Raw genomic sequence first — 20639 nt, forward strand, 5'->3', positions numbered from 1 at the left:
TTGACGATTTGCGATCCAATCTCACTAGCACCTTACCGATAACTACACCTTCGCGCCTAAAACCCACCGCCAGGCAAATCGCGTTAGCAAATTAAAACCTTTCCAGCCGGCTACAAACTCAGTGATATCCTCCAGGCATCTATCTGCAAATTTTTGTTTGAAGTTTTTAGATGCTAGTTTATACGCTTCATCCGGGTTTTCCAGGCCGATGCGCTGGTAGATTTCGCGCTTAACATACATGGTGCGTACAAAGAGAATATTGAACAATATTACGTAGCTGTATAACGTGCGTTTGATAAATCCTGCTTTTTCTGAATAGGTTTTTAGCAGTGCTTTGGTGAATAAAATATGCCGGCCTTCTTCAATATTATGCAGGTCGAACATCTTTTTGAGCACCGGGTAAATGTTTGGGGCACGGCGTGCGTAGTTGCCGTAAACATCAGTCACTAACTCAACCGATACGCTGCCCATAAACAGGTAATCGGCAGGCAGGTATTTATTGCTGAATTCGCCGAAAAATTTATGCAGGCGACTTTGTTTGATTGGCTTGCCGCCCAATTTGGCAATAGCCTGCGCAAACATTTCCTGGTGACGGAATTCTTCAATCAGTTCGCGAATTAAAAATTGATGCTCCACATTATCAGCAGGCAGCGTTATCAAATGGCGCGTCATAAAAACGCAGAACAGGCACTCGCCCCAGGCATAAGAAGCAATTACCTGTACCAATTCGTGCCGGCCCAGTTCCAATTTTTGAGTAGGGCTAAGCGTATCGTAAAGATCAAGCCCCTGTAAGGATGTCAAAGTTTCGGGCAGAAAAATGTCATCAGGCTCTGGCTCCAGTTGCCAGGGGATATAGGTCTCCGGCATCAGGGGGCGCTCGCGGCTGATTTTGATTAAACGCTCGATTTCCTTTTCATCCATAACTAAAGATACGCAATAAGGCGGCAACGCGTTGCCGCCTTATTTAAAAACTATTCGGCAATAATTTTTACCTCGATGTTGTTGCGGGTTGCTTTGGAGTAAGGGCAGCCTTTGTGCGCGGCATCGGCCAGTTTTTGAGCCTGCTCTACCGTGATACCAGGCACGTGCACATGTAACTCGGCAGATAGCGCATAGCTGGTTTCGCCTTCCTGATTAAAGCCGACGTGTACATCAACAGTCGCTTCACTTACATCAACGCCGTCACGTTTACCAACAGAGCCTAACGCTCCCAAATAGCAAGCTCCCCATGCGCCGGCGAATAAAAGTTCCGGATTAGCATAGCCATCTTCACCGCCCAGTTCTTTGGGCTTTTTTAGTTCTAAATCAATCACGCCGTCGGCAGATTTAATGTGGCCGTCGCGGCCGCCTTTGGCGGTGACAACGGCAGTATATAGTTTTTTCATAATCGTAGTTTAAAACTCAACCTTGTTAGCGGGATAATGTTTGATTGCTACTTTCAATACATCCGCCAAGAATAATTTAAATATCCACATCACAAACAAAATGCTAAAAATATTAGTATTTTTGATTTGATATGAATGCAGACAGGATAACAGAGAAGTTGAGTATTTTGGCCGATGCCGCTAAGTATGATGTATCATGCGCATCTAGCGGCAGTAAGCGCAAAAACGAGAACAAAGGCTTGGGTAATGCCAGTAACGGCATCTGCCATAGTTATACCGAAGACGGGCGTTGCGTCTCGCTGCTGAAAATTCTGTTAACCAACTACTGCATTTATGATTGCGCCTATTGCGTGTCGCGCAAAGGTAATGACATCCAGCGGGCGGCTTTTACGGTGCAGGAGGTAGTCGATCTAACTATCAATTTCTATCGACGTAATTATATAGAAGGGCTATTCCTGAGTTCAGGCATTTTTAAGGATGCCGATTTTACGATGGAGCGGCTGGTGCAAGTAGCCAAAAAGCTTCGTACTGAACATAAGTTTAATGGCTATATCCACCTTAAATCCATCCCCGGCGCCAGCGATGAGCTGATGCGCGAGGCAGGATTGTATGCCGACAGATTAAGTGTTAACCTGGAAATGCCGACCGAAGAGGGTTTGAAACTTTTAGCGCCCGATAAAAATCGGCAGGATATGATTGACCCGATGCAGTTTTTAAAGGACGAGATCATACTCCGCAAAGAAGAAAAAAAGCTGTTCAAGAAAGCGCCCCTATTTGCGCCGGCGGGGCAGAGTACGCAGGTAATTGTAGGCGCTACGCCCGAGACTGATCAGCAGGTGTTGCAGTCGGCTAATTATTTTTATCAGAATTTTAATTTAAAGCGGGTCTATTATTCGGGTTATGTGCCGGTTTTGGCCGATAAACGTTTGCCGGCCCTAAATACCAGTGTACCTATGGTGCGCGAAAACCGGTTGTACCAGGCCGATTGGCTAATGCGCTTTTACGGCTTTAATGTTAACGAAATAGTAAACCAGGGGCAGCCGCTGCTTGATCTGGATATTGACCCGAAACTAAGTTGGGCCATCCGCAATATGCAGGCTTTCCCGATAGATATTAATAAGGCGGACTTGCAATTGATATTGCGTGTGCCGGGGATAGGCGTACAATCGGCTCAAAAGATTGTGAGTGCCCGCAAGTTTGGTAAGTTGAATTGGGATCAGCTAAAAAAAATAGGCGTATCGGTAAACCGGGCGAGGTATTTTGTTACCTGTAACAGCCCGGAGTTTGAGCGGCGCGACCTCACCGGGAATAATATCAAGCAGTTTATCCTGGCCGAATCTCAAAGTAAATACCTAAAGAATAAACCCAACCAGCTTAACCTGTTTTAAAATGACGACGCTATTTTATGACGGCACGTTTGAGGGCTTGCTGACTGTGATTTTTGAAATCTATGATCGTAAATTATCGGTAGTGAGATTATTTAAGGGGCAGCAGCAGGCAGGGGCGATGTTCGGGGAAAAGCTGGATGTGATTACTAATGAAGTCTACGCCACCCGGGTATTAAAAGGTTTGCGCAAAAAGTTGTCGCCTAATGGTGTGCAGCGCTTGTACATAGCGCACATGGCCGAAATGGATAATGAGGAGAATAACCTGGTGGGCTTTATCCGTTACGTTTTTGATAGCGCACAGAATATTGAGGACGATTATGGAAACCGGTATGTAATACGCCTCTCGGAGATTATCCGCATGATGCGCCGCGAAAAGCACCGGATGGAGGCCTTTGTGCGTTTCCAGAAATTGAAAGACGATACCTATTATGCGTCGGTCGAACCGGATTTTAATGTGCTACCGCTACTAATCCGTCATTTTAAAAGCCGCTATGCCGATCAAAAATGGATGATCTATGATCTGAAGCGCAGTTATGGAATTTACTATAATGGGCACGATACACAATTTATCACACTTGACTTTGCTACGGTAGCTAACCCCGGCGATGTAATATCTGCCTATACCGAGGATGAAAGCATTTACCAGCACCTGTGGAAGAGCTATTTCCATAGCGTAAACATCCCGATGCGCAAAAACACCAAGCTGCATGTGCGCCATATTCCCAAGCGATATTGGAAGCATTTAACCGAGAAAATTTAACCTGAAATCAGTTTTACGCATTTTTTAAATCAATCAAAATGAAAAAATATCTCAGAATTGTGAATAATCCGGATGTGGATAACCTACGATATAATACCTGTATGTTACTGATTTTTATAGGTTTTAATGTGTTGATAACTGCGGTTTTGGTGTTAGTAACGCGTTAATAAAAACGGTGAGAAAAATTTGTAAAAAGTGCTTGCTGTCCCGATATTGAAATCATCAAGAACGACGTACTTTGACAGCCTTACAGGAATAACAGAAATTGAATCGGGTGAGTTTTCGGACAAACTAAAGATCAAGGGAAAGCCTGAGTTACATTGAAACAGAAGCAGCGACAGCGGCCGAAACAGTGTGTAACTAGCGAGGTATTAAGAGTTTGCAAATTTTTTACGGAGAATAGCAATACAATTAATGACCTTGAAGCAATCGGTGTTAGCAAACAATGATCAGATCTGCAGATCCTTTTAGAACGGAAACAGATGTATCGCGTTTGAGCTTAGAACAGAGGAGTTAAAGCCCGCGAGGGTCACAAACAGAATCGAGCCTACAGCAACATAACGATGTTAAGTCGGTATCCACAAACTGGAACGAGATGGAGCAATGTTCGCAAAATAACACGGATGAGATCAGGTCGGTCATATTACACAAAACTTGATGCTTTACGCGACACCACGGTGTGGCATAGAGTTGAAAACGGGTAGTCAAATCGAAAGAGGCGGCGCCCGTTTTTGTTTTTAATCCCGTTGTCATGCCGAATTTATTTCGGCATCCCACATGCAAATTAACCACCTCCGTCATTGTGAGCGAGGTACGAGCGTGACAATCTCCGGATCGCTTTATTAACTTGTCGCTCGTCTAGCGCTTAATTGCCACTAAAGGAGTGTCTTTCATCTTGATAGGAGACTATATAGCTGTTAAACCGTGAGAAGGTGGTAAAAAGTCATGCTCTAATTAATACGTAACTTCAATTAGAGATATTGTCGTTTTTTTTGTAAGTAGGATATGGCGGGTTTTCTCCTCTTGTCTTATTAAGTTTTACAGATACAATGTAACGTCGTTTTTCGTCTGTAATTTGATTTATGTATTCAAATTCCACGTCCCAAAAGACAGACCACAAACCCGTAACAACATATTTTATTTCATCTGTGGTAGCGTACGGTATAGAAAAAAACCTTATTTGCGGAGTTTCTTTTATAATATACATGGACTCGCTAGCAGGACTTGGCATTTTAACAGGAATTATAGATTCTGTTCCTCTGATATATGCGGTGCTTTCAATGCTAACCACTTTAACCGGCGTATTTGTGAGGTTAAACATGGTATAATAAATGTACAATTTATTAAATCTTACAATTATGCTATCTACATTCAACTTGAGATACGGTTCGTACTGTTTCGTAAATTGATCTTGAGTTTGCTTAAGACCTTTTATTTGCAAATGCAAAGTTTGCGTGTCAATATAAAATCTTTTTTTAGCGTCATTTATGCTGTTTGTATAAACTTTTTGTTGAAGTTCAAAGGTGGCTTTATCATTTTTTCTTTTAATACTTTCCGTAGTATCAGATTTTCTATCAGATTTTTGCTGATTAGAAAGCGTGAGACTGTTAAACCTTTGTGTTTCGGTAAGAGTATTTCTAGCTATAGTCGCAGATGTTTTAGCGGCATTTCCGGCATCAATTACGCTTTGAGCTTGGTATTGACTAATGCTAAACAAGTTGTATGTAACAACAGCCATTACCACACCTACAATAAGGGCGAAAACCGCTATTGTATCAGCGTATCGCCAAGCATTTTTATTTGGGGACGGAATTATATGGTTATTTCGGATATTGTCGCTTTCGCGTTCACTGTTTTCGTTTTGGGGACTATTGTTGACAGATGGGGTCGGGGGCAAAAGATTGGTGCGATTGGCTTGATGTGGAGGCTGATTGCGATTATATCTTCTATGATTACGGTTCATTACCTAGTGATAAGTTTACACTAAATATAAAACCTTACTATCAGATTATTATAAAAACCTTTCACATCCATTTCATATAATCGCCTCTTGATGAAAAGTCACCAAAAAATCAAGTCATACGCAATGCTTCTCTGCGCTCTGGGCCGTTGCCCTGCAAAGCGATAATCCCGATAGCTATCGGGACTGGGCAGGGGCCTGTTGCCGCCGTTTGTCGCACAATCCCTACGCTTCAGGCACTCCCGATAGCTATCGGGACCAGACAGCCCTGCGGCCGCACAAGGCCACCATTGTTTTACCGCTTTCGCCCGAAGCTGTGCGTCTGACGGTTGCTATACACACTAGAGTTCTGTACAATGCAGTTGTTAAGTTTTAAATTGTTTTTTTACCCTCTTTCCGCCAAAGGCGAAGAGAGGGTCGACGAGTGAAACGAAGTCGGGGTGAGTCCCCCGCGTTAGCGATGGCAGCGGATACCAGCCTTGCGCCTAAAGCCTTGTGGCGTATGAGCGTACAGCGCGGCCCAAAGGGAACGCCAAAATGCCTGAAAATCTCTCCCTCTTTTCTTAATAAAAACCTCAAAACTTCATTTTTACGCATTTTTCATCCAAGTGAATTTTCAAAACCTACCCAATATTGTTAAAAACTACACTGTTAATAAACCAACTTCTAAAGCAATTATTTAACATCAAAATCAACCTCAAACGACTAAAAAAATGAAATATCTAACTTACAAATTACCACACTACAACCTGTTAATAACCACCAAATTACTGTTAGCAACGCGTTAATAAAAATCATTAAAAATATTTTGCAAATGGTGCAGATGTCCCGATATTGATATCATCAAGAACGACGTACTTTGACAGCCTTACAGGAATAACAGAAAGTGAATCGGGCAAATCTTCGGAAGCGCTAAAGATCACGGGACTGCCTGAGTTACATTAAACAGAAACCGCGCAAGCAACAGAAACACGGTGCTAACTACAATAGGGTATTAACACAAGCTGCAGATTTTTACGGAGGTGTGCAGCCTAATTAATGACTTTGACGTAACCCCAACCCGCAAGGGCACAAGGGCCAGGGCGAGTCGGTTAACTTATAGAAAGCTTGAGGCTTTATGGACGACCACGGTTGCTCATAGAGGAGAAACGGGAGACAAATCGAAAGAGGCGGCTCCCGTTTTGTTTTATAGCGATTTTTTCTCCCTCAATTTTGTCATTGCGAGCGAGGAACGAGCGTGGCAATCGCACGCGTTCCGGCTGTTCTTCTTGCGATTGCCACGCTACGCTCGCAATGACAAGTAATTTTACCTCCATCTGATCCATCTTTCACAATCTTTGCAGATATTTGTTTAAACATATATTATCAGCTCATGGAAATCGGAATAGACAGCTTTGCTGCCGCCAATGTAAAGGGTACCACCAATAACAGCGACGCCCTGATACAACTACTGGACAGGATGGAACATGCCGACAAAGTAGGCCTGGATGTTTTTGGTATTGGTGAGCATCACCGTAAAGAATTCCTGGATTCGGCGCCAACCATGATCCTGGCTGCTGCCGCGGCGCGCACCAAGCGCATTATACTAACCAGCGCGGTTACCGTATTAAGTGCTGCCGACCCGGTGCGTGTTTTCCAAAACTTTGCGACACTGGATCTGATCTCTAAGGGCCGGGCCGAAATGGTTGTTGGTCGTGGCTCGTTTACTGAATCGTTCCCACTGTTTGGCTATAACCTGCACCATTATGATGAGTTGTTTACTGAAAAACTTGATCTGCTGTTAAATATCCAAAACAACGAATATGTAACCTGGAATGGTAAATTCCGTCCGGCTTTGAATAATCAGCCTATCTATCCTCGGCCCTTGCAAGAACCTTTACCCATATGGTTAGGCGTGGGCGGTACGCCGGCTTCATTTGCCCGTGCCGGTACTTTGGGCTTGCCTTTAATGGTAGCCGTGATAGGCGGGGAGACGCATCGTTTCAGGCCATTGGTTGATCTGTATCGCAGTGCCGGCCAAAAGGCGGGACATTCTCCGGACAAATTGAAAGTTGGTTTGCATTCGCTGGGCTATATTGCCGAAACTACCGAAAAAGCTGTTGAAGAATTTTATCCCGGCTACGCTGAAGTCTTTACCCGTATTGGTCGTGAACGTGGCTGGCCGCCGGTTACCCGTCCGCATTTTAACGCGCAGAATGGCCCGACTGGCGCGTTGCTGGTTGGTGGTCCGGAGGAGATTGCCGAGAAGATTTTACACCATAGCGAAGCGCTTGGCGGTATATCACGCATTACTTTCCAGATGGATAACGCGGGGCTGTCGCATCAGCAATTATTGAGCGCAATTGAACTGTTGGGTACAAAAGTGGCGCCTTTGGTTAACAAATAATTTTTCGTTAGGCCTTAAATTGCCTAATTTAGCGTGGTATGCAAAAGGATGATAAGAGCAGACCTGCCGATAAGAAAAAGATATTTGTTTTAGATACTTCTGTGATCTTGTACGATCATAACGCTTTCGAGAATTTCCAGGAGCATGATGTGGCTATCCCCATACAGGTGCTGGAAGAGCTGGACAACATGAAGAGCGGTAATGATACCCGCAATTTCGAGGCCCGCAGTTTTATTCGTTTGATTGATGATATCTCCCGCAAAAAACTCATCAGTAAATGGCACCCGCTCAATGGTAAAGATAAAGGCAGCTTTAAAGTAGTTGTCGACACTAAAACCACCGGAGTTGATGCTGAAGCTATCTTTGGATCAGACAAGGTAGACCACCGTATACTGAATGCTGCTTTGGGTTTGCAAGGCGAAAACCCTGATAAAAACGTAGTGTTGGTATCGAAAGATATTTGCCTGCGCCTCAAAGCTAAATCGCTTAACATACATGCTGAAGATTACGAAACCGGCAAGGTTAAAAACCTTGACGAACTGTACAGCGGCAAAACCTCGCTAAACGTTACCGATAAGCAATTAACTCAACTCAATAAACAAAATATTTTGCCTGTTGATGGCTTGGCGCTAAACAAAAGCTCGGCCAATCATTTCTATATTCTTGAGGGTAAAAAAGGTAATGTACCGGCATTTTATAACGCGCAGACCGGCCTACTGGAAAAAGTAACCGACCAGCCTATTTTTAACATTCAACCTAAAAATGTTGAGCAGGCTTTCGCCATTCATGCTTTGTTAAACCCGGATATTAAACTGGTGACTATACAGGGTAATGCAGGCACAGGTAAAACGTTGCTGGCTTTGGCGGGCGCGTTAGAGCAGCGCAAATATTACCGCCAGATCTTTGTGACGCGGCCCATTATTCCGTTGAGTAATAAGGACATTGGCTTTTTGCCGGGCGATATTAAATCAAAGATAGACCCGTACATGGCGCCGATCTGGGATAATCTGAAATTTATTAAAGATCAGTTTGCCGACGACGAAAAAATGCAAGCCAAACTGGATGAATTGGTGACGAATGAAAAGATCTCTATAGCACCGCTGGCCTTCATCCGCGGGCGTACGCTGAGTAAGATATTCTTTATTGTGGACGAGGCGCAGAACCTTACCCCACACGAGGTAAAAACCATCATATCCCGCGCCGGCGAGAACAGCAAATTTGTATTTACCGGTGATATTTACCAGATAGATACCCCATACCTCGATGCCGAAAGTAATGGACTATCCTACCTGATTGACCGTGCTAAAGGGCATCCGTTGTACGCGCATATTACGCTGCAAAAAGGGGAGCGGAGTGAGTTGGCTAATTTGGCTACTGAGTTGTTGTAAATAAAAAAGACCTGTCATTGCGAGCGTAGCGTGGCAATCGCACGCGTTCATGCCTTTCTCCTTGCGATTGCTTCGTCGTTCCGGCCGCGCAATGACAAAACTTAGCTACCTCAACACATCATCCGTAATCTTCGAAATATCTGTACTGATCTTATTAATAAAGCCCAATTGTTCTTTTAATAAATTCTCCGTCACGGTAGGAACAGCAATCTCCGCCGGTTCTGCTTTTTCCCCGGTAAACTCCAAACGTTTACCACCAAGTTTTTGAGCGGTATCATTCAGGATGGCTATGCTTTTCTTGACCAGCTTTAAGGTATCTGGGGTGGCTTGGTGCATACCTTTTACCGTGATTTCGGAGGCTACGGTAGCTGTATACGACGACAGGATATGGTTCAGCACCACAAATTTGTGAATGTCTTTAATATTACGCTGCTTGCTTTTTGGCTCCGACGTCATCCGTTCAAAGGCGGCAGATAAGTTGGCCGATTTAACGAAGACATCTTTACGGGCCAGCTTATATTCTGTGGTGGTGACTTGCTTGCCCGTTATGCTTTGGGCTATCTTGACCAGGTAATTTAGGTTGCTGCAAATCACGTCGGCCAGTGTATGTTTGATCTGCTCAAACTCCCAGGTAGGGAAGATCAGGTAACTGGCTATAAACGCAATGGTAGAGCCGATTGCGGTATCTACTACGCGCTCCTCCACAATATTCAAATGTCCAACGCCTAGAAACTTAAAGAGAATCAATACATAGGGCGTCATAAAAAAAACGCTCACTACATAGTTAAGGCGTTGAAAACTGTAGGCACCCAGCATAAACACCAGCATCAGCATAAATTGCGCTTTTACGTTGGGTACAAATACCAGGATCAATATACCAATTACGCCACCGGTTATGGTCCCCATTAAACGCTGATAGTTGCGTTGTTTAGAGAGGCTGTAACCGGGTTTTAATATCACAATAATCGTCAGCAAGACCCAGTAACTATGGTGGCCCAAAGAAAACGCTTTGGCCACGACAAAGCCTATCAAACAAACCAAACTCACGCGTAAAGCATGCCTGAACGCAGCCGAATCCCAGGTAAAATTATCGAAGAAAACATGTGGTTCAAAATCCTGGCGTGGCGCAAATTTGGAGTACTCTATATCGTTATTCTTCTCTAACAATATTTTAGACGAGGCTGAATTATAGTAATTAAATATATTTTCAATCTCCTTATTTAGATCCCGCAAATTGATCAGGATTTTTTTGAGCACCAGGTTACTGGTTTCATTTTCGTCGCCTATGACATCAATCTTTGTTTTCAACTTTTCCAGGTCGCCGTTAAAATCGGCCAGATGCTTGTAGCGGGTGTTTGATAATATGGCAAAGCCGATGTTTTCCAGCTCGTTAGCCATTTTGTGGATCAGTTCGGCTATTTGGGGCAGTATACCGGCAGTTTTAAATTTTTCATGGATCTGGCCGTAGTCGTAATGAGTAGCCATGATCTGCTCAAACATATCTATCAAATCGACAAAGGTCAGCACCAAAATACGGCTGGCATTGGTCGACTCGCGGGCCATTAACCGGCTTTTAAACAATAGCTCACGCACCACATCCTGGTTCTGGCTCACATGAATTTGTTGCGATACCAGTTTGTGATAATTCTCGTCTATGTCCGTTTCGGGCAAATAGAAATCGGCTTTTATCCGCAGAAATTTAACTATATCGGCCACGCTCTCGCCCAATGCTTGCTGCGCTGCGCGATAGGGGCGAATGCCGAAGAAGATCAAACTAAATATCATGTACCAAACCCCGCCGGCCAGTATGGTTGCGCTATAGGAGATGATCTCATTTGGAACAATCTGCTTATCCATCATAAAAATCATTACCAGTAAAGCCGCGGTACCTACAGATGCGGCGCGGTTGCCATACACGGTAAACATGGAAAACAGGAAGGAAAATGCAGTAACCTCCAAGCCTAATGTAACCACATTCAATCTTGCAAAACCAGTAGTAACGGCTACAATAAACAGGCACAAATTGCCTGTCAGCATGCCGTTACGCTTGTGTATTGCCGGGCCGGGGCTGTCAATTACGCAGATACAAAGGGCTCCTAAAGAGAGGGTTATCCCCAAGTCAAACTGGCCAAACTGTGTGCATATTAATGACGGCAATAAAACGCCAAGCGTGATGCGCAAACCGTCAGAAAAGTACTGGCTGAAGAAGAAGGTTTTTATCTCTTTGGTTTGAAGCATGGTCTCAACAAATCTCGTAAAAAAAGACTGATATATGAATTTGCAAAAATTTTATCTCACGGCGATTTTTATAATCAATATTAAGGCGAATGTGTATTTTTTTTAATAATTATATAATTTTTAACGATTTTAGTTTAAATTCACACCGATTTTGATCTACCTGTAGACCAAGCAGCCTTTTTTACATTTTTATACAACCAAATATGTCCTCTACGTTAAAACTCAGCCAAAGAGAAACGGCTTTTAATAATGAAGTTGTTACCCGCTTTGAGTTATATAACAGCTTATTTCAGACCTTACCTTTTTACCAGGTAAAAGAAATAGGCATTTTGTTGCCCTTTTTTAGTTCGCATTGCGATAAGGGTGCCATAAAGGAGGAGTCGCCGGCCGAAATTATTGAATCGTTCTTTAAAAAATACGTACCTGATATTGACCATCGCGAGCAGCTTAACCGCATGTTTAGGTTTATTCAATACATTGAACGCCAGGTGGTTTTGTTTGATGCTATCGAAGATTCATCATTCAGTAAAATAGGCAGAGCCGACGATGTAGGCACCTTAACCGGTCTGCTGCAAAGCGCCGCCGCCAGCGACCAGGTGCGCAAGCAGATCAGCGAAAAATTAAAAGATTTTTCATTGCGCCTGGTGCTTACGGCACACCCAACCCAGTTTTATCCGGGTACGGTTTTAGGTATCATGACGGATTTGATTGAGGCGCTTAAAACCAACGACATTAACAGCATCGACGTTTTATTACAGCAATTGGGTAAAACGCCGTTCTTTAACAAAAAAGCACCAACCCCGGTTGACGAAGCCGTGAGCCTGGTGTGGTTCCTGGAGAATACTTTTTACCATGCAGTAGCCGGTATCCAAACCAAACTCGAAGAGGAGTTTGATATCGATGTAGACAGCGCGCCGATATTAGAACTGGGCTTCTGGCCGGGCGGCGACCGTGATGGTAACCCTAACGTAAATACCAAAACCACTTATGATGTGGCCTGTTTGTTAAGACAGATCATCTTCCGTTGTTATTACCGCGATTTCAGGGTGTTGAAACGTCGCATTACCTTCAGAGGTATCGAAGCGCAGATGACTTCGCTTGAGAATATGTTGTATGAAAATGCCTTTAACAAGCATCAGCATAACGCAAAAGATCTTCAAGGCGAATTGTTAACCTTATTAGGCAATGTACGTGAAACCCTTATAACCAACCACGATAGCTTATTTGTTGATATTGTAGAGGACTTTACGCGTAAAGTGCGTTTGTTTGGTTGTTTCTTTGCTACGCTGGATATCCGCCAGGACAGCCGCATATTGCGCAATGTATTTGATTATTGTGTAGATAAAGGCATAGCCACCGGCCTACCGGCAAACTATGGCGAGTTGGATGAGGATAAAAAACTAGGCGCTATTGCTTTTAACGAACTTAACTTTTTATGCCCTGAAGATGCCGACGACATGACGCGCGACACCCTGAACACCATTATGCTGATGAAACATATTCAGCATACCAATGGCGAGAAAGGCTGCCAGCGTTTCATTATCAGTAACTGCCAGCAGGCATCTGATATTCTGCAACTCATTGATCTGTTCCTTTGGAGCGGTTGGCAGGCAGATAGCTTAACCGTTGATTTTATGCCATTATTTGAAACCGTGAACGACTTGAAAGTTGCAGCCGAGGTAATGGAAAAACTATATACCCATCCGTTCTATAAAGAACACTTGAAAAGACGTGGCAATAAGCAAAGTATTATGCTGGGTTTTTCTGACAGTACTAAAGATGGAGGCTACTTAATGGCAAACTGGTCCATCTACAAAGCAAAGGTTGAGTTGACTACCATAGCGCGTAAATATGATATTGATCTGGCCTTTTTTGACGGCCGTGGTGGGCCACCGGCACGTGGCGGCGGTAAAACGCACCGTTTCTATGCCTCAATGGGTAAAGAGATAGCTAACGAACATATCCAGTTAACCATACAGGGCCAAACCGTAAGCTCACAATACGGCTCGGTAGAAACTGCCCGTTTTAACATGGAGCAGTTGATCAATGCCGGTGTAACATCAGCATTGAACCCGGATAGCAATGATCTGTTAAGCGCGAAAGAAAAGGAGCTGATAGCCAACATGGCCGATGAAAGCTACGAGCTGTTTATGAACCTGCGTAAGCAGCCATTGTTTGTGGAGTACCTCGAAAAATTCAGCCCGCTGAAATTGTTGTCGAAAATCAACATCAGCAGCCGCCCAACCAAACGTAATGCCGATGCGCCGTTGAAACTGGAAGATTTGCGTGCCATTAGTTTTGTGACTTCATGGAGCCAGTTAAAACAAAGTATTCCGGGTTTTTATGGGGTAGGTACCGCTTTAAAGAAAATGAAAGACGAAGGCCGCTGGAAAGAAGTTGCTCAACTATATCATACCTCAGGTTTCTTTAAAACGATGTTGGATAACTGTATCATGTCTATGTCTAAATCAGATTTTAGGGTGACGGCTTATTTGGAAAAAGACGAAAAATTCGGAGGCTTCTGGAAAAAACTGAAAGACGAGTTCGAATTAACAAAATCGCTGCTTTTAGAGCTAACCGGTACAGAAATGCTGATGCAGGATTCGCCGGTTGATCGCCGCTCTATTGGCATTCGCGAAAAAATTGTATTGCCATTGGTTATCATGCAGCATTACGCATTAAACCTTCGTAACAACACTACCGATAAAGAACTGTTAGAGATTTATGATAAACTGATTATCCGTACCGTTTATGGTATTGTAAATGCCGGGCGTAATTTGGCCTAGGCTATTTTTATAAATTATTTTTAAGCGATAGTTGGTATTCCGGCTATCGCTTTTTTTATACCTCTGTCATTGCGAGCGTAGCGTGGCAATCGCGAACTTTGCAGCGTGCGATTGCTTCGTCGTTCCGGCCGCGCAATGACAAAGCTGTCAATAAAAAAATTCTACTAATAATTAATTGTTTTAAACTTGTTGACGTTATATTTGTCTATACCGATATAGACCCTAATAAGTTTAAGATGAGAAATTTGATTGGTTGCCTGTCTGCAATGATGATGTTATTGGCAGTTGTATCATGCGTTAACAGTAAACACGCTAAAAATTATAACGACATGGTAGATGGCAACACTTCGTCGTTTATCAAACAAGGCTTGGAAAATAGTGAAACCGGCATCAAAGCTTCTAAACTGGCGCAAACCGCCTCAAAAAATACCCGGGTGATTAACTTCGCCCAAATGGTAGTGACCGATAACGATGGTATCAGTGACGACTTACAGAAATTTGCGATAGCCGATAAAATAACAGGCGGCGACTCAGTGAGCGCAACGCATTTAGCTACCATCACAGATCTGAATAACTACTCCGGCGTTAAATTTGATAAGGCTTATCTAACGACAATGATCACCGGTCATCAAGATGCCATCAAGTTGTTTACTGCTGCCAAAGCAGATAATAACGAGGATATTAAAAAATTCGCCAATAAAACTTTACCCATACTGCAAGCGCACCTCGATTCGGCAACTGCTATTGCTGCGTCCTTAAAATAATATTACCAGAGTTTTAGTTGAGCCTGCTTGGGTGGTTGGGCCTTCCCGAGTACAGTACGACCGCCATATTTCCAGGAGTTATTACGCTCTTCTTCAATTACTTTGTTAAAATTGGCGTTGGGAATAAAATCCTGTTCTGCACGTTGGGCTATTTGAGTGAGCCGTTTAATAGCTTCGTTTTTTTCGCTGTTACCTAGTTTCGCTTTGTGTATAGCGGTTTGTAGTGTGCCAATCGTTTCATCATAAACCTTAACCGGGACAGGAAAGGGGTGACCATCTTTACCACCATGCGCCATAGAAAACCTTGCCGGGTCTTTAAACCGCGACGGCGTACCGTGAATTACCTCGCTCACTAAAGTCAATGATTGCAGCGTACGCGGCCCTAATCCTTTTAATAATAACAACTCCTCAAAATCTTCCGGTCGCTTTTCATGCGCCAGCCACAGTACAGATCCTAATCTTTTCAGATCGATATCTTCCGCTCTGACATCATGATGCGATGGCATAGTTAAATGACCAATCTCACGCAGCATTTTATCCGGGTTTTCACTGGCTATCTGCATTACACCGGCGCGGGATGGCGCGGCATTCCTATCGGCCATATTTAAAATATAGCCATTGTTTTTTCCGTAGATGGAGGTATGCGGATCATCAACAAAACTAGTTAAGTTATCAGAATGCCAGTGATAACGACGGGCGGTACTCGAAGCATCGCTCATGCCTTGTTGCACCACACTCCATTTGCCGGTATCGCTCAAAATAAAATTGTGCGTGTATAACTGGAAACCGTCCTGAATGGCGGTATTGTCTACCTTGGCGCTTAGCTTGCTGCACTTCACCAGGTAATTGCCGTCAAGTCCCGTGCGTTCACTGATGCGTAGCAGTTCATCCGGCGTTTGTTTGGAGTATTTGCCTTTGCCGCCACAAATATAAATCCCCAGCTCTTTGCTATGCGGATTAACGGCTCGTTTCAAAGCACCCATCACCGAAGTTGTAATGCCTGATGAGTGCCAATCCATCCCCATAACCGCACCCAGGCTTTGAAACCAAAACGGATCGCTGATGCGGCGCAAAAATTCGTCCTTGCCATAGTCCATCGCTATAGTCTCTACTACGGCCAGTCCCAGCTTGGCCATCCGCTCTGCCAGCCATTGCGGTACATAGCCGTAATGTAGGGGCATATCTGCACTTCCTGAACGCTTCATACTAACAAATTTAGCAAAATAGATTGATTGTACAAATCAAATTCAGGCTGTAATGGGTGATCCAAAAATGACTTAAAAGTCATGAAAAGTGATCCAAATTGATCCAACTATTAAACTAGTTTACAATTAACTTATTGATTTATAATTTGTTGTATTTTTGAAGTCATCCAACTGATCCAAATTGATCCACATTCTCGCGTGGATCACTTGCAGGCGGGGGACTCACCCCGACTTTGCTTCGCTCGTCGCCCCTCTCTTCCGCAAGCGGGAAAGAGGGGCTTTAAATAATGAACATCGAATGTTGAATAATGAATGATGAAGTACTTCGGCGTTCGACCATTCTAAATTCATTATTCGATATTAAAATAACCCTCTTTCCGCCAAAGGCGAAGAGGGTGGTCCAGCGTAGCGCAGACCGGGTGAGTCTTCGCCGATAATAAAAATCGACAAGCACAAAATCAACCAACCTATCGCAAAAACAATTACATTAGCTAAACCAATATAACCCTTATGAATAAACTGATATTGACAGCCCTGCTATGTGGCATTGGTCTGACGGGTTTTAGCCAGTCGGCACCCAAACCTTATGGTGCGTTGCCCAGCGCCCGCCAATTAAAATGGCAGGAAACAGAGATGTATTGCCTGATCCATTTCGGGCCGGATACTTATACCGACAAGGAATGGGGCGATGGCGACGAAGATGAGGCAATAGTAAACCCCACCAGGTTTAGCGCTATGCAGATCGTAGGTGCAGCTAAAGCGGGTGGTTTTAAAGGCGTGATTGTGGTAGCCAAGCACCATGATGGCTTTTGTTTATGGCCCACCAAAACTACCGAGCATAACATCTCTAAAAGCCCTTACAAAAACGGCAAAGGCGATATCCTGAGAGAATACCGCGAAGCCTGCGATAAGTTAGGCATGAAGATGGGTGTTTACTGCTCGCCGTGGGACAGGAACAGTGCATTGTACGGCAAACCTGAGTATGTTACCGAAGTATACCGCAAACAGTTACAAGAACTATATAGTAACTACGGCCCATTGTTTGAAGTATGGCATGACGGCGCAAATGGCGGCGACGGCTACTACGGAGGCGCCAAAGAGAAACGAACTATTGACCGCTCTACTTATTACGGTTGGGACGAAACCTGGGGCATAGCCCGTAAGCTACAACCAAACGCTACTATTTTTGGTGATGTCGGCCCCGATGTGCGTTGGGTTGGTAACGAGCGCGGTATGGCCGGCGAGACTTGCTGGGCCACCTATACACCGCACTCACCGGAAGCTGGCAAAGCACCGGGCAATGGCTTTGTGCTGGATAAAGAAGGTACCGAGGGCCATCGCGATGGTAAATACTGGATGCCTGCCGAGTGCGATGTGGCGCTGCGCCCGGGCTGGTTTTACCACGCCACGCAGGATGAGCAGGTGAAATCGCCGGCTACACTGCTTGATCTATACTATAAAAGTGTGGGCAGAGGTGCTTGTTTGGATCTGGGTCTGTCGCCAAATCGTTTAGGTTTGCTGGACGACCATGATGTGACTTCGCTGGCCGAATTTGGCAACATCGTAAAAGAAACCTTTAAGATCAACCTGGCTAAAGGAGCGACAATAACCGCAAGCAATGTCCGCGGCAAAAACAAGTTGAAGTATGGCCCGGCCAATTTGGTTGATAATGACCGGTATACCTATTGGGCAACGGACGATAACGTTACTACACCCCAACTGATCTTGAACCTTCATCAGCCCAAAACCTTTAACGTGGTGCGGCTTCGTGAAAATATAAAGTTAGGACAACGGATTGACGCTGTCGCGATTGACGCATGGGTAGACGGTAAGTGGGAAGAGGTAGCCACTGCTACCAGCATAGGCGGTAACCGCTTAATAAGATTGAAGGATGATGTAACTGCCAGCAAAGTTAGATTAAGAATAACAGCTGCCGCTGTCAGCCCGGCATTAAGCGATTTCGGCCTATTTAAAGAAGCTGCACTAAATAACTAATAAAAGATACGAATGATAGCTCTAAAAAAAGCCATAATACTTACCGCATTTACCATCACAGCCATGACTGCATCTGCACAACATACTTTGTTTGATACGCTTACTAAGCCTACGTTGATATCCAACCAATTTGCTTTTACCGAGGGTTGCTCGGTAGATAAGAACGGCGACGTATTCTTTACTGACCAGCCGAATGATAAGATCTGGAAGTATGAGATGGAAATGGGCAAGCTGTCTGTTTTTATGGAGAAATCGGGCCGGTCGAACGGAACATATTTCGACAAAAAGGGTAATTTAGTTACTTGTGCCGATGATAAAGGAGAGTTATGGTCTATTAGCCCCAAAGGCAAAGTTACTGTGCTCATGACAGATCTGGATGGCAAGCAGTTGAATGGCCCAAATGATATCTGGATAGATAGCAAAGGCGGTATCTATATGACCGATCCATACTATCAGCGCGATTACTGGACCCGCAAACATTCAGCACTGGATGGCGAGCACGTTTACTATCTGCCTAAAGGCGCAAAAACGCCAATCAAGGTTGTAGGCGATATGCGCCAACCAAACGGCATTGTGGGTACGCCAGATGGCAAATACCTGTATGTATCAGACCTGGGCGGTGGTAAGACTTATCGTTATATCATCAACAAAGATGCTACGCTAAGTGAAAAGACGCTGCTATTTAATCAGGGATCGGATGGGATGACGCTGGACGAAAAAGGTAATATCTACATTACCGGCAAAGGGGTTACCATTTATAGCCCGGAAGGTAAAAAGATAGCGCATATTCCCAATACAGATAGTTGGACGGGTAATGTTTGCTTTGCCGGAAAGAACCGCGATGTGTTGTTTATCACCGCTTCAAAGAGTGTTTATATGCTGAAGATGAATGTGAGAGGAGTAGAGTAGTCAGATTTACTACTTGTCATCCTGAGCGGAGCGAAGGATCTTATAAGCTTTGCTAATCGCTTTTATAAGATCCTTCGCTATGCTCAGGATGACAAAGTATTTTTATAAGTGTAACCTAAGATCTCACCAATATTAACGGTCGACACAATTTTCCAATTTGTCTTCTCTTCAATAAACTGTGGCTCTTCTAAATCTGAAGCAATAGTTGCTGCTGTATAAAACTCTGCTTTGGTTGGATGCGACGGTGACACCGCGTTAAAAGTGTGCCCAAATGCCTGGTTATCCAATACGGCGCAACTCAAGGCGATGCAATCGTCAAGATGGATCAGATTTACCGGCGCCTCGCCGTTAGGGATATCTGTTTTACCTGCAAAGAACCGACCCGGATCGCGGCCGGGGCCTATCAGGCCACCTAAACGTATGATGGTAGTAGTAAAGTCGTTTTGTGCTTTTAATAGCTGTTCGGCTGCCAGCAGAATTTGTCCTGACTCTGTATCCGGATCAGGTGTGTCCAGCTCCGTGACTTCAGTGTTGTGATCGCCATATACCGCTGTCGAACTGATCAGAACCACCTGGCGGATATGATTAGCTATAATGAGCGGGATAAGTTGTTTAATATTTTGCAGATATAAGCCACCATTGCCAAATCGTGCGCGTGGTGGAATGCTGATCCAGAGAACATCGCAATCAAAAAATGCAGTATCTATAGGGTCTTCGATGGATAGATTGATGAGATAAGGCTCAATCCCCTGCTCAGATAATAGTTCCAATTTATCGGTTGAGGTGGTGGACCCTTTAACCTTTACCCATTTATTTACCAGCGCTTTAGCCAGCTCTAAACCATACCATCCGCAACCCAAAATGCTTACCGTCATATCCCAAATATCAGTCTTTTTATTTAACGACAGAAACTTTTAGGTATTGCCGGGCGTTATCTAACCATGAGGAACAAGAGAGAAATCATTGCCGGAACAGCCGCTTTCGGGCTTACCAGCATAGCCGCATTGGCTTTGTATTCTAAAAACAAACCGTTATCAACCGTTCAATATGTTGAGCTGGATAAATACCTGGGCAAATGGTATGAAATAGCTGCTTTCCCGCAGAGCTTTGAACGCGGCTGCAGCCATACAGTTGCCGAATATGCCAAAAACAAAGACGGTTCCATCCAGGTGACGAATACCTGCGTTAAAGATGGTAAGATCAAAGTAGCTAAAGGCAAAGCTACTGTTACCGACACCAAAACCAACGCCAAGCTGGCCGTGCAATTTCAATGGCCGTTCACAGGCAAATACTGGATCATTGGGCTAGCGCATGATTACTCATATGCATTAGTAGGGCACCCTAACCGCAAGTATTTATGGATACTGGGCCGCAAGTCGCACATGGACTCACAGACCTATAATCACCTGATCACGCTGGCCGCTAACAAGGATTTTGATGTACGGAATTTGGTTAAAACAGATCAGAGTTGAAGC

General features: G+C 44.2%; 16 protein-coding genes. 10 read left to right on the plus strand and 6 right to left on the minus strand.

Going from position 1 to position 20639, the window contains the following annotated elements; all coding sequences use genetic code 11:
* Positions 1-42: 42 nt before the first annotated feature.
* Entirely contained in the window at positions 43-921 is an 879-nt protein-coding gene (locus tag HB679_RS02290; protein ID WP_214070314.1) for a diiron oxygenase, read from the minus strand.
* A gap of 50 nt (positions 922-971) precedes the next feature.
* Positions 972-1385: an organic hydroperoxide resistance protein gene (locus HB679_RS02295; protein ID WP_214070315.1), complete on the minus strand. Its 414-nt coding sequence runs from the start codon at positions 1383-1385 to the stop codon at positions 972-974.
* Between the two features lie 131 nt (positions 1386-1516).
* Between HB679_RS02295 and HB679_RS02300 the strand changes: the two genes are divergently transcribed.
* Genes HB679_RS02300 through HB679_RS20570 form a run of 3 tightly spaced genes read left to right on the plus strand, consistent with a single transcriptional unit; the run spans position 1517 to position 3700 of the window.
* Positions 1517-2773: a putative DNA modification/repair radical SAM protein gene (locus HB679_RS02300; protein ID WP_214070316.1), complete on the plus strand. Its 1257-nt coding sequence runs from the start codon at positions 1517-1519 to the stop codon at positions 2771-2773.
* Between the two features lies 1 nt (position 2774).
* A complete protein-coding gene (locus HB679_RS02305; RefSeq protein WP_214070317.1) occupies positions 2775-3533 on the plus strand; it encodes a TIGR03915 family putative DNA repair protein in 759 nt (252 codons plus the stop codon).
* 38 nt (positions 3534-3571) lie between these two features.
* The gene (locus HB679_RS20570; protein WP_255547524.1) at positions 3572-3700 is read left to right on the plus strand and encodes a hypothetical protein; all 129 of its coding nucleotides are present in this window, start codon (positions 3572-3574) and stop codon (positions 3698-3700) included.
* A gap of 800 nt (positions 3701-4500) precedes the next feature.
* Here the strand turns inward: HB679_RS20570 and HB679_RS02310 are convergent.
* Positions 4501-5496, minus strand: a complete 996-nt coding sequence (locus HB679_RS02310) for a hypothetical protein (RefSeq protein WP_214070318.1) — start codon at positions 5494-5496, stop codon at positions 4501-4503.
* Positions 5497-6865: 1369 nt separating this feature from the next.
* Between HB679_RS02310 and HB679_RS02315 the strand changes: the two genes are divergently transcribed.
* Both HB679_RS02315 and HB679_RS02320 read left to right on the plus strand, forming a co-directional pair.
* Positions 6866-7879, plus strand: coding sequence for an LLM class flavin-dependent oxidoreductase (locus tag HB679_RS02315; RefSeq protein WP_214070319.1), 1014 nt, complete (start codon positions 6866-6868; stop codon positions 7877-7879).
* Between the two features lie 38 nt (positions 7880-7917).
* Complete coding sequence (locus HB679_RS02320; protein WP_214070320.1) at positions 7918-9267, plus strand: PhoH family protein; 1350 nt, start codon at positions 7918-7920, stop codon at positions 9265-9267.
* 105 nt (positions 9268-9372) lie between these two features.
* Here HB679_RS02320 and HB679_RS02325 read toward each other — a convergent pair whose 3' ends face one another.
* Positions 9373-11505, minus strand: a complete 2133-nt coding sequence (locus tag HB679_RS02325; protein WP_214070321.1) for an FUSC family membrane protein — start codon at positions 11503-11505, stop codon at positions 9373-9375.
* Positions 11506-11708: 203 nt separating this feature from the next.
* Here HB679_RS02325 and HB679_RS02330 point away from each other — a divergent pair, with 203 nt between their 5' ends.
* On the plus strand, positions 11709-14291 hold the full coding sequence (locus tag HB679_RS02330; RefSeq protein ID WP_214070322.1) for a phosphoenolpyruvate carboxylase: 2583 nt from the start codon (positions 11709-11711) through the stop codon (positions 14289-14291).
* 236 nt (positions 14292-14527) lie between these two features.
* On the plus strand, positions 14528-15055 hold the full coding sequence (locus HB679_RS02335) for a DUF4142 domain-containing protein (protein ID WP_214070323.1): 528 nt from the start codon (positions 14528-14530) through the stop codon (positions 15053-15055).
* A 2-nt stretch (positions 15056-15057) separates the two neighbouring features.
* Here the strand turns inward: HB679_RS02335 and HB679_RS02340 are convergent, their stop codons facing one another.
* Positions 15058-16260: a DUF763 domain-containing protein gene (locus HB679_RS02340; RefSeq protein WP_214070324.1), complete on the minus strand. Its 1203-nt coding sequence runs from the start codon at positions 16258-16260 to the stop codon at positions 15058-15060.
* A 510-nt stretch (positions 16261-16770) separates the two neighbouring features.
* Between HB679_RS02340 and HB679_RS02345 the strand changes: the two genes are divergently transcribed.
* Together HB679_RS02345 and HB679_RS02350 are read left to right on the plus strand one after the other, a co-directional pair.
* A complete protein-coding gene (locus HB679_RS02345) occupies positions 16771-18255 on the plus strand; it encodes an alpha-L-fucosidase (protein ID WP_214070325.1) in 1485 nt (494 codons plus the stop codon).
* A 12-nt stretch (positions 18256-18267) separates the two neighbouring features.
* On the plus strand, positions 18268-19164 hold the full coding sequence (locus HB679_RS02350; RefSeq protein ID WP_255547525.1) for an SMP-30/gluconolactonase/LRE family protein: 897 nt from the start codon (positions 18268-18270) through the stop codon (positions 19162-19164).
* Between the two features lie 83 nt (positions 19165-19247).
* Here HB679_RS02350 and HB679_RS02355 read toward each other — a convergent pair whose 3' ends face one another.
* Entirely contained in the window at positions 19248-20039 is a 792-nt protein-coding gene (locus HB679_RS02355) for an SDR family oxidoreductase (RefSeq protein ID WP_214070326.1), read from the minus strand.
* Between the two features lie 66 nt (positions 20040-20105).
* Here HB679_RS02355 and HB679_RS02360 point away from each other — a divergent pair, with 66 nt between their 5' ends.
* Positions 20106-20636 carry a lipocalin family protein gene (locus HB679_RS02360; protein ID WP_214070327.1) on the plus strand — a complete coding sequence of 177 codons (531 nt, stop codon included), beginning with the start codon at positions 20106-20108 and terminating at the stop codon, positions 20634-20636.
* The last annotated feature ends 3 nt before the right edge of the window (positions 20637-20639 follow it).

The sequence above is a fragment of the Mucilaginibacter sp. dw_454 genome, assembly GCF_018449775.1.
In the GTDB taxonomy this organism is placed as follows: domain Bacteria; phylum Bacteroidota; class Bacteroidia; order Sphingobacteriales; family Sphingobacteriaceae; genus Mucilaginibacter.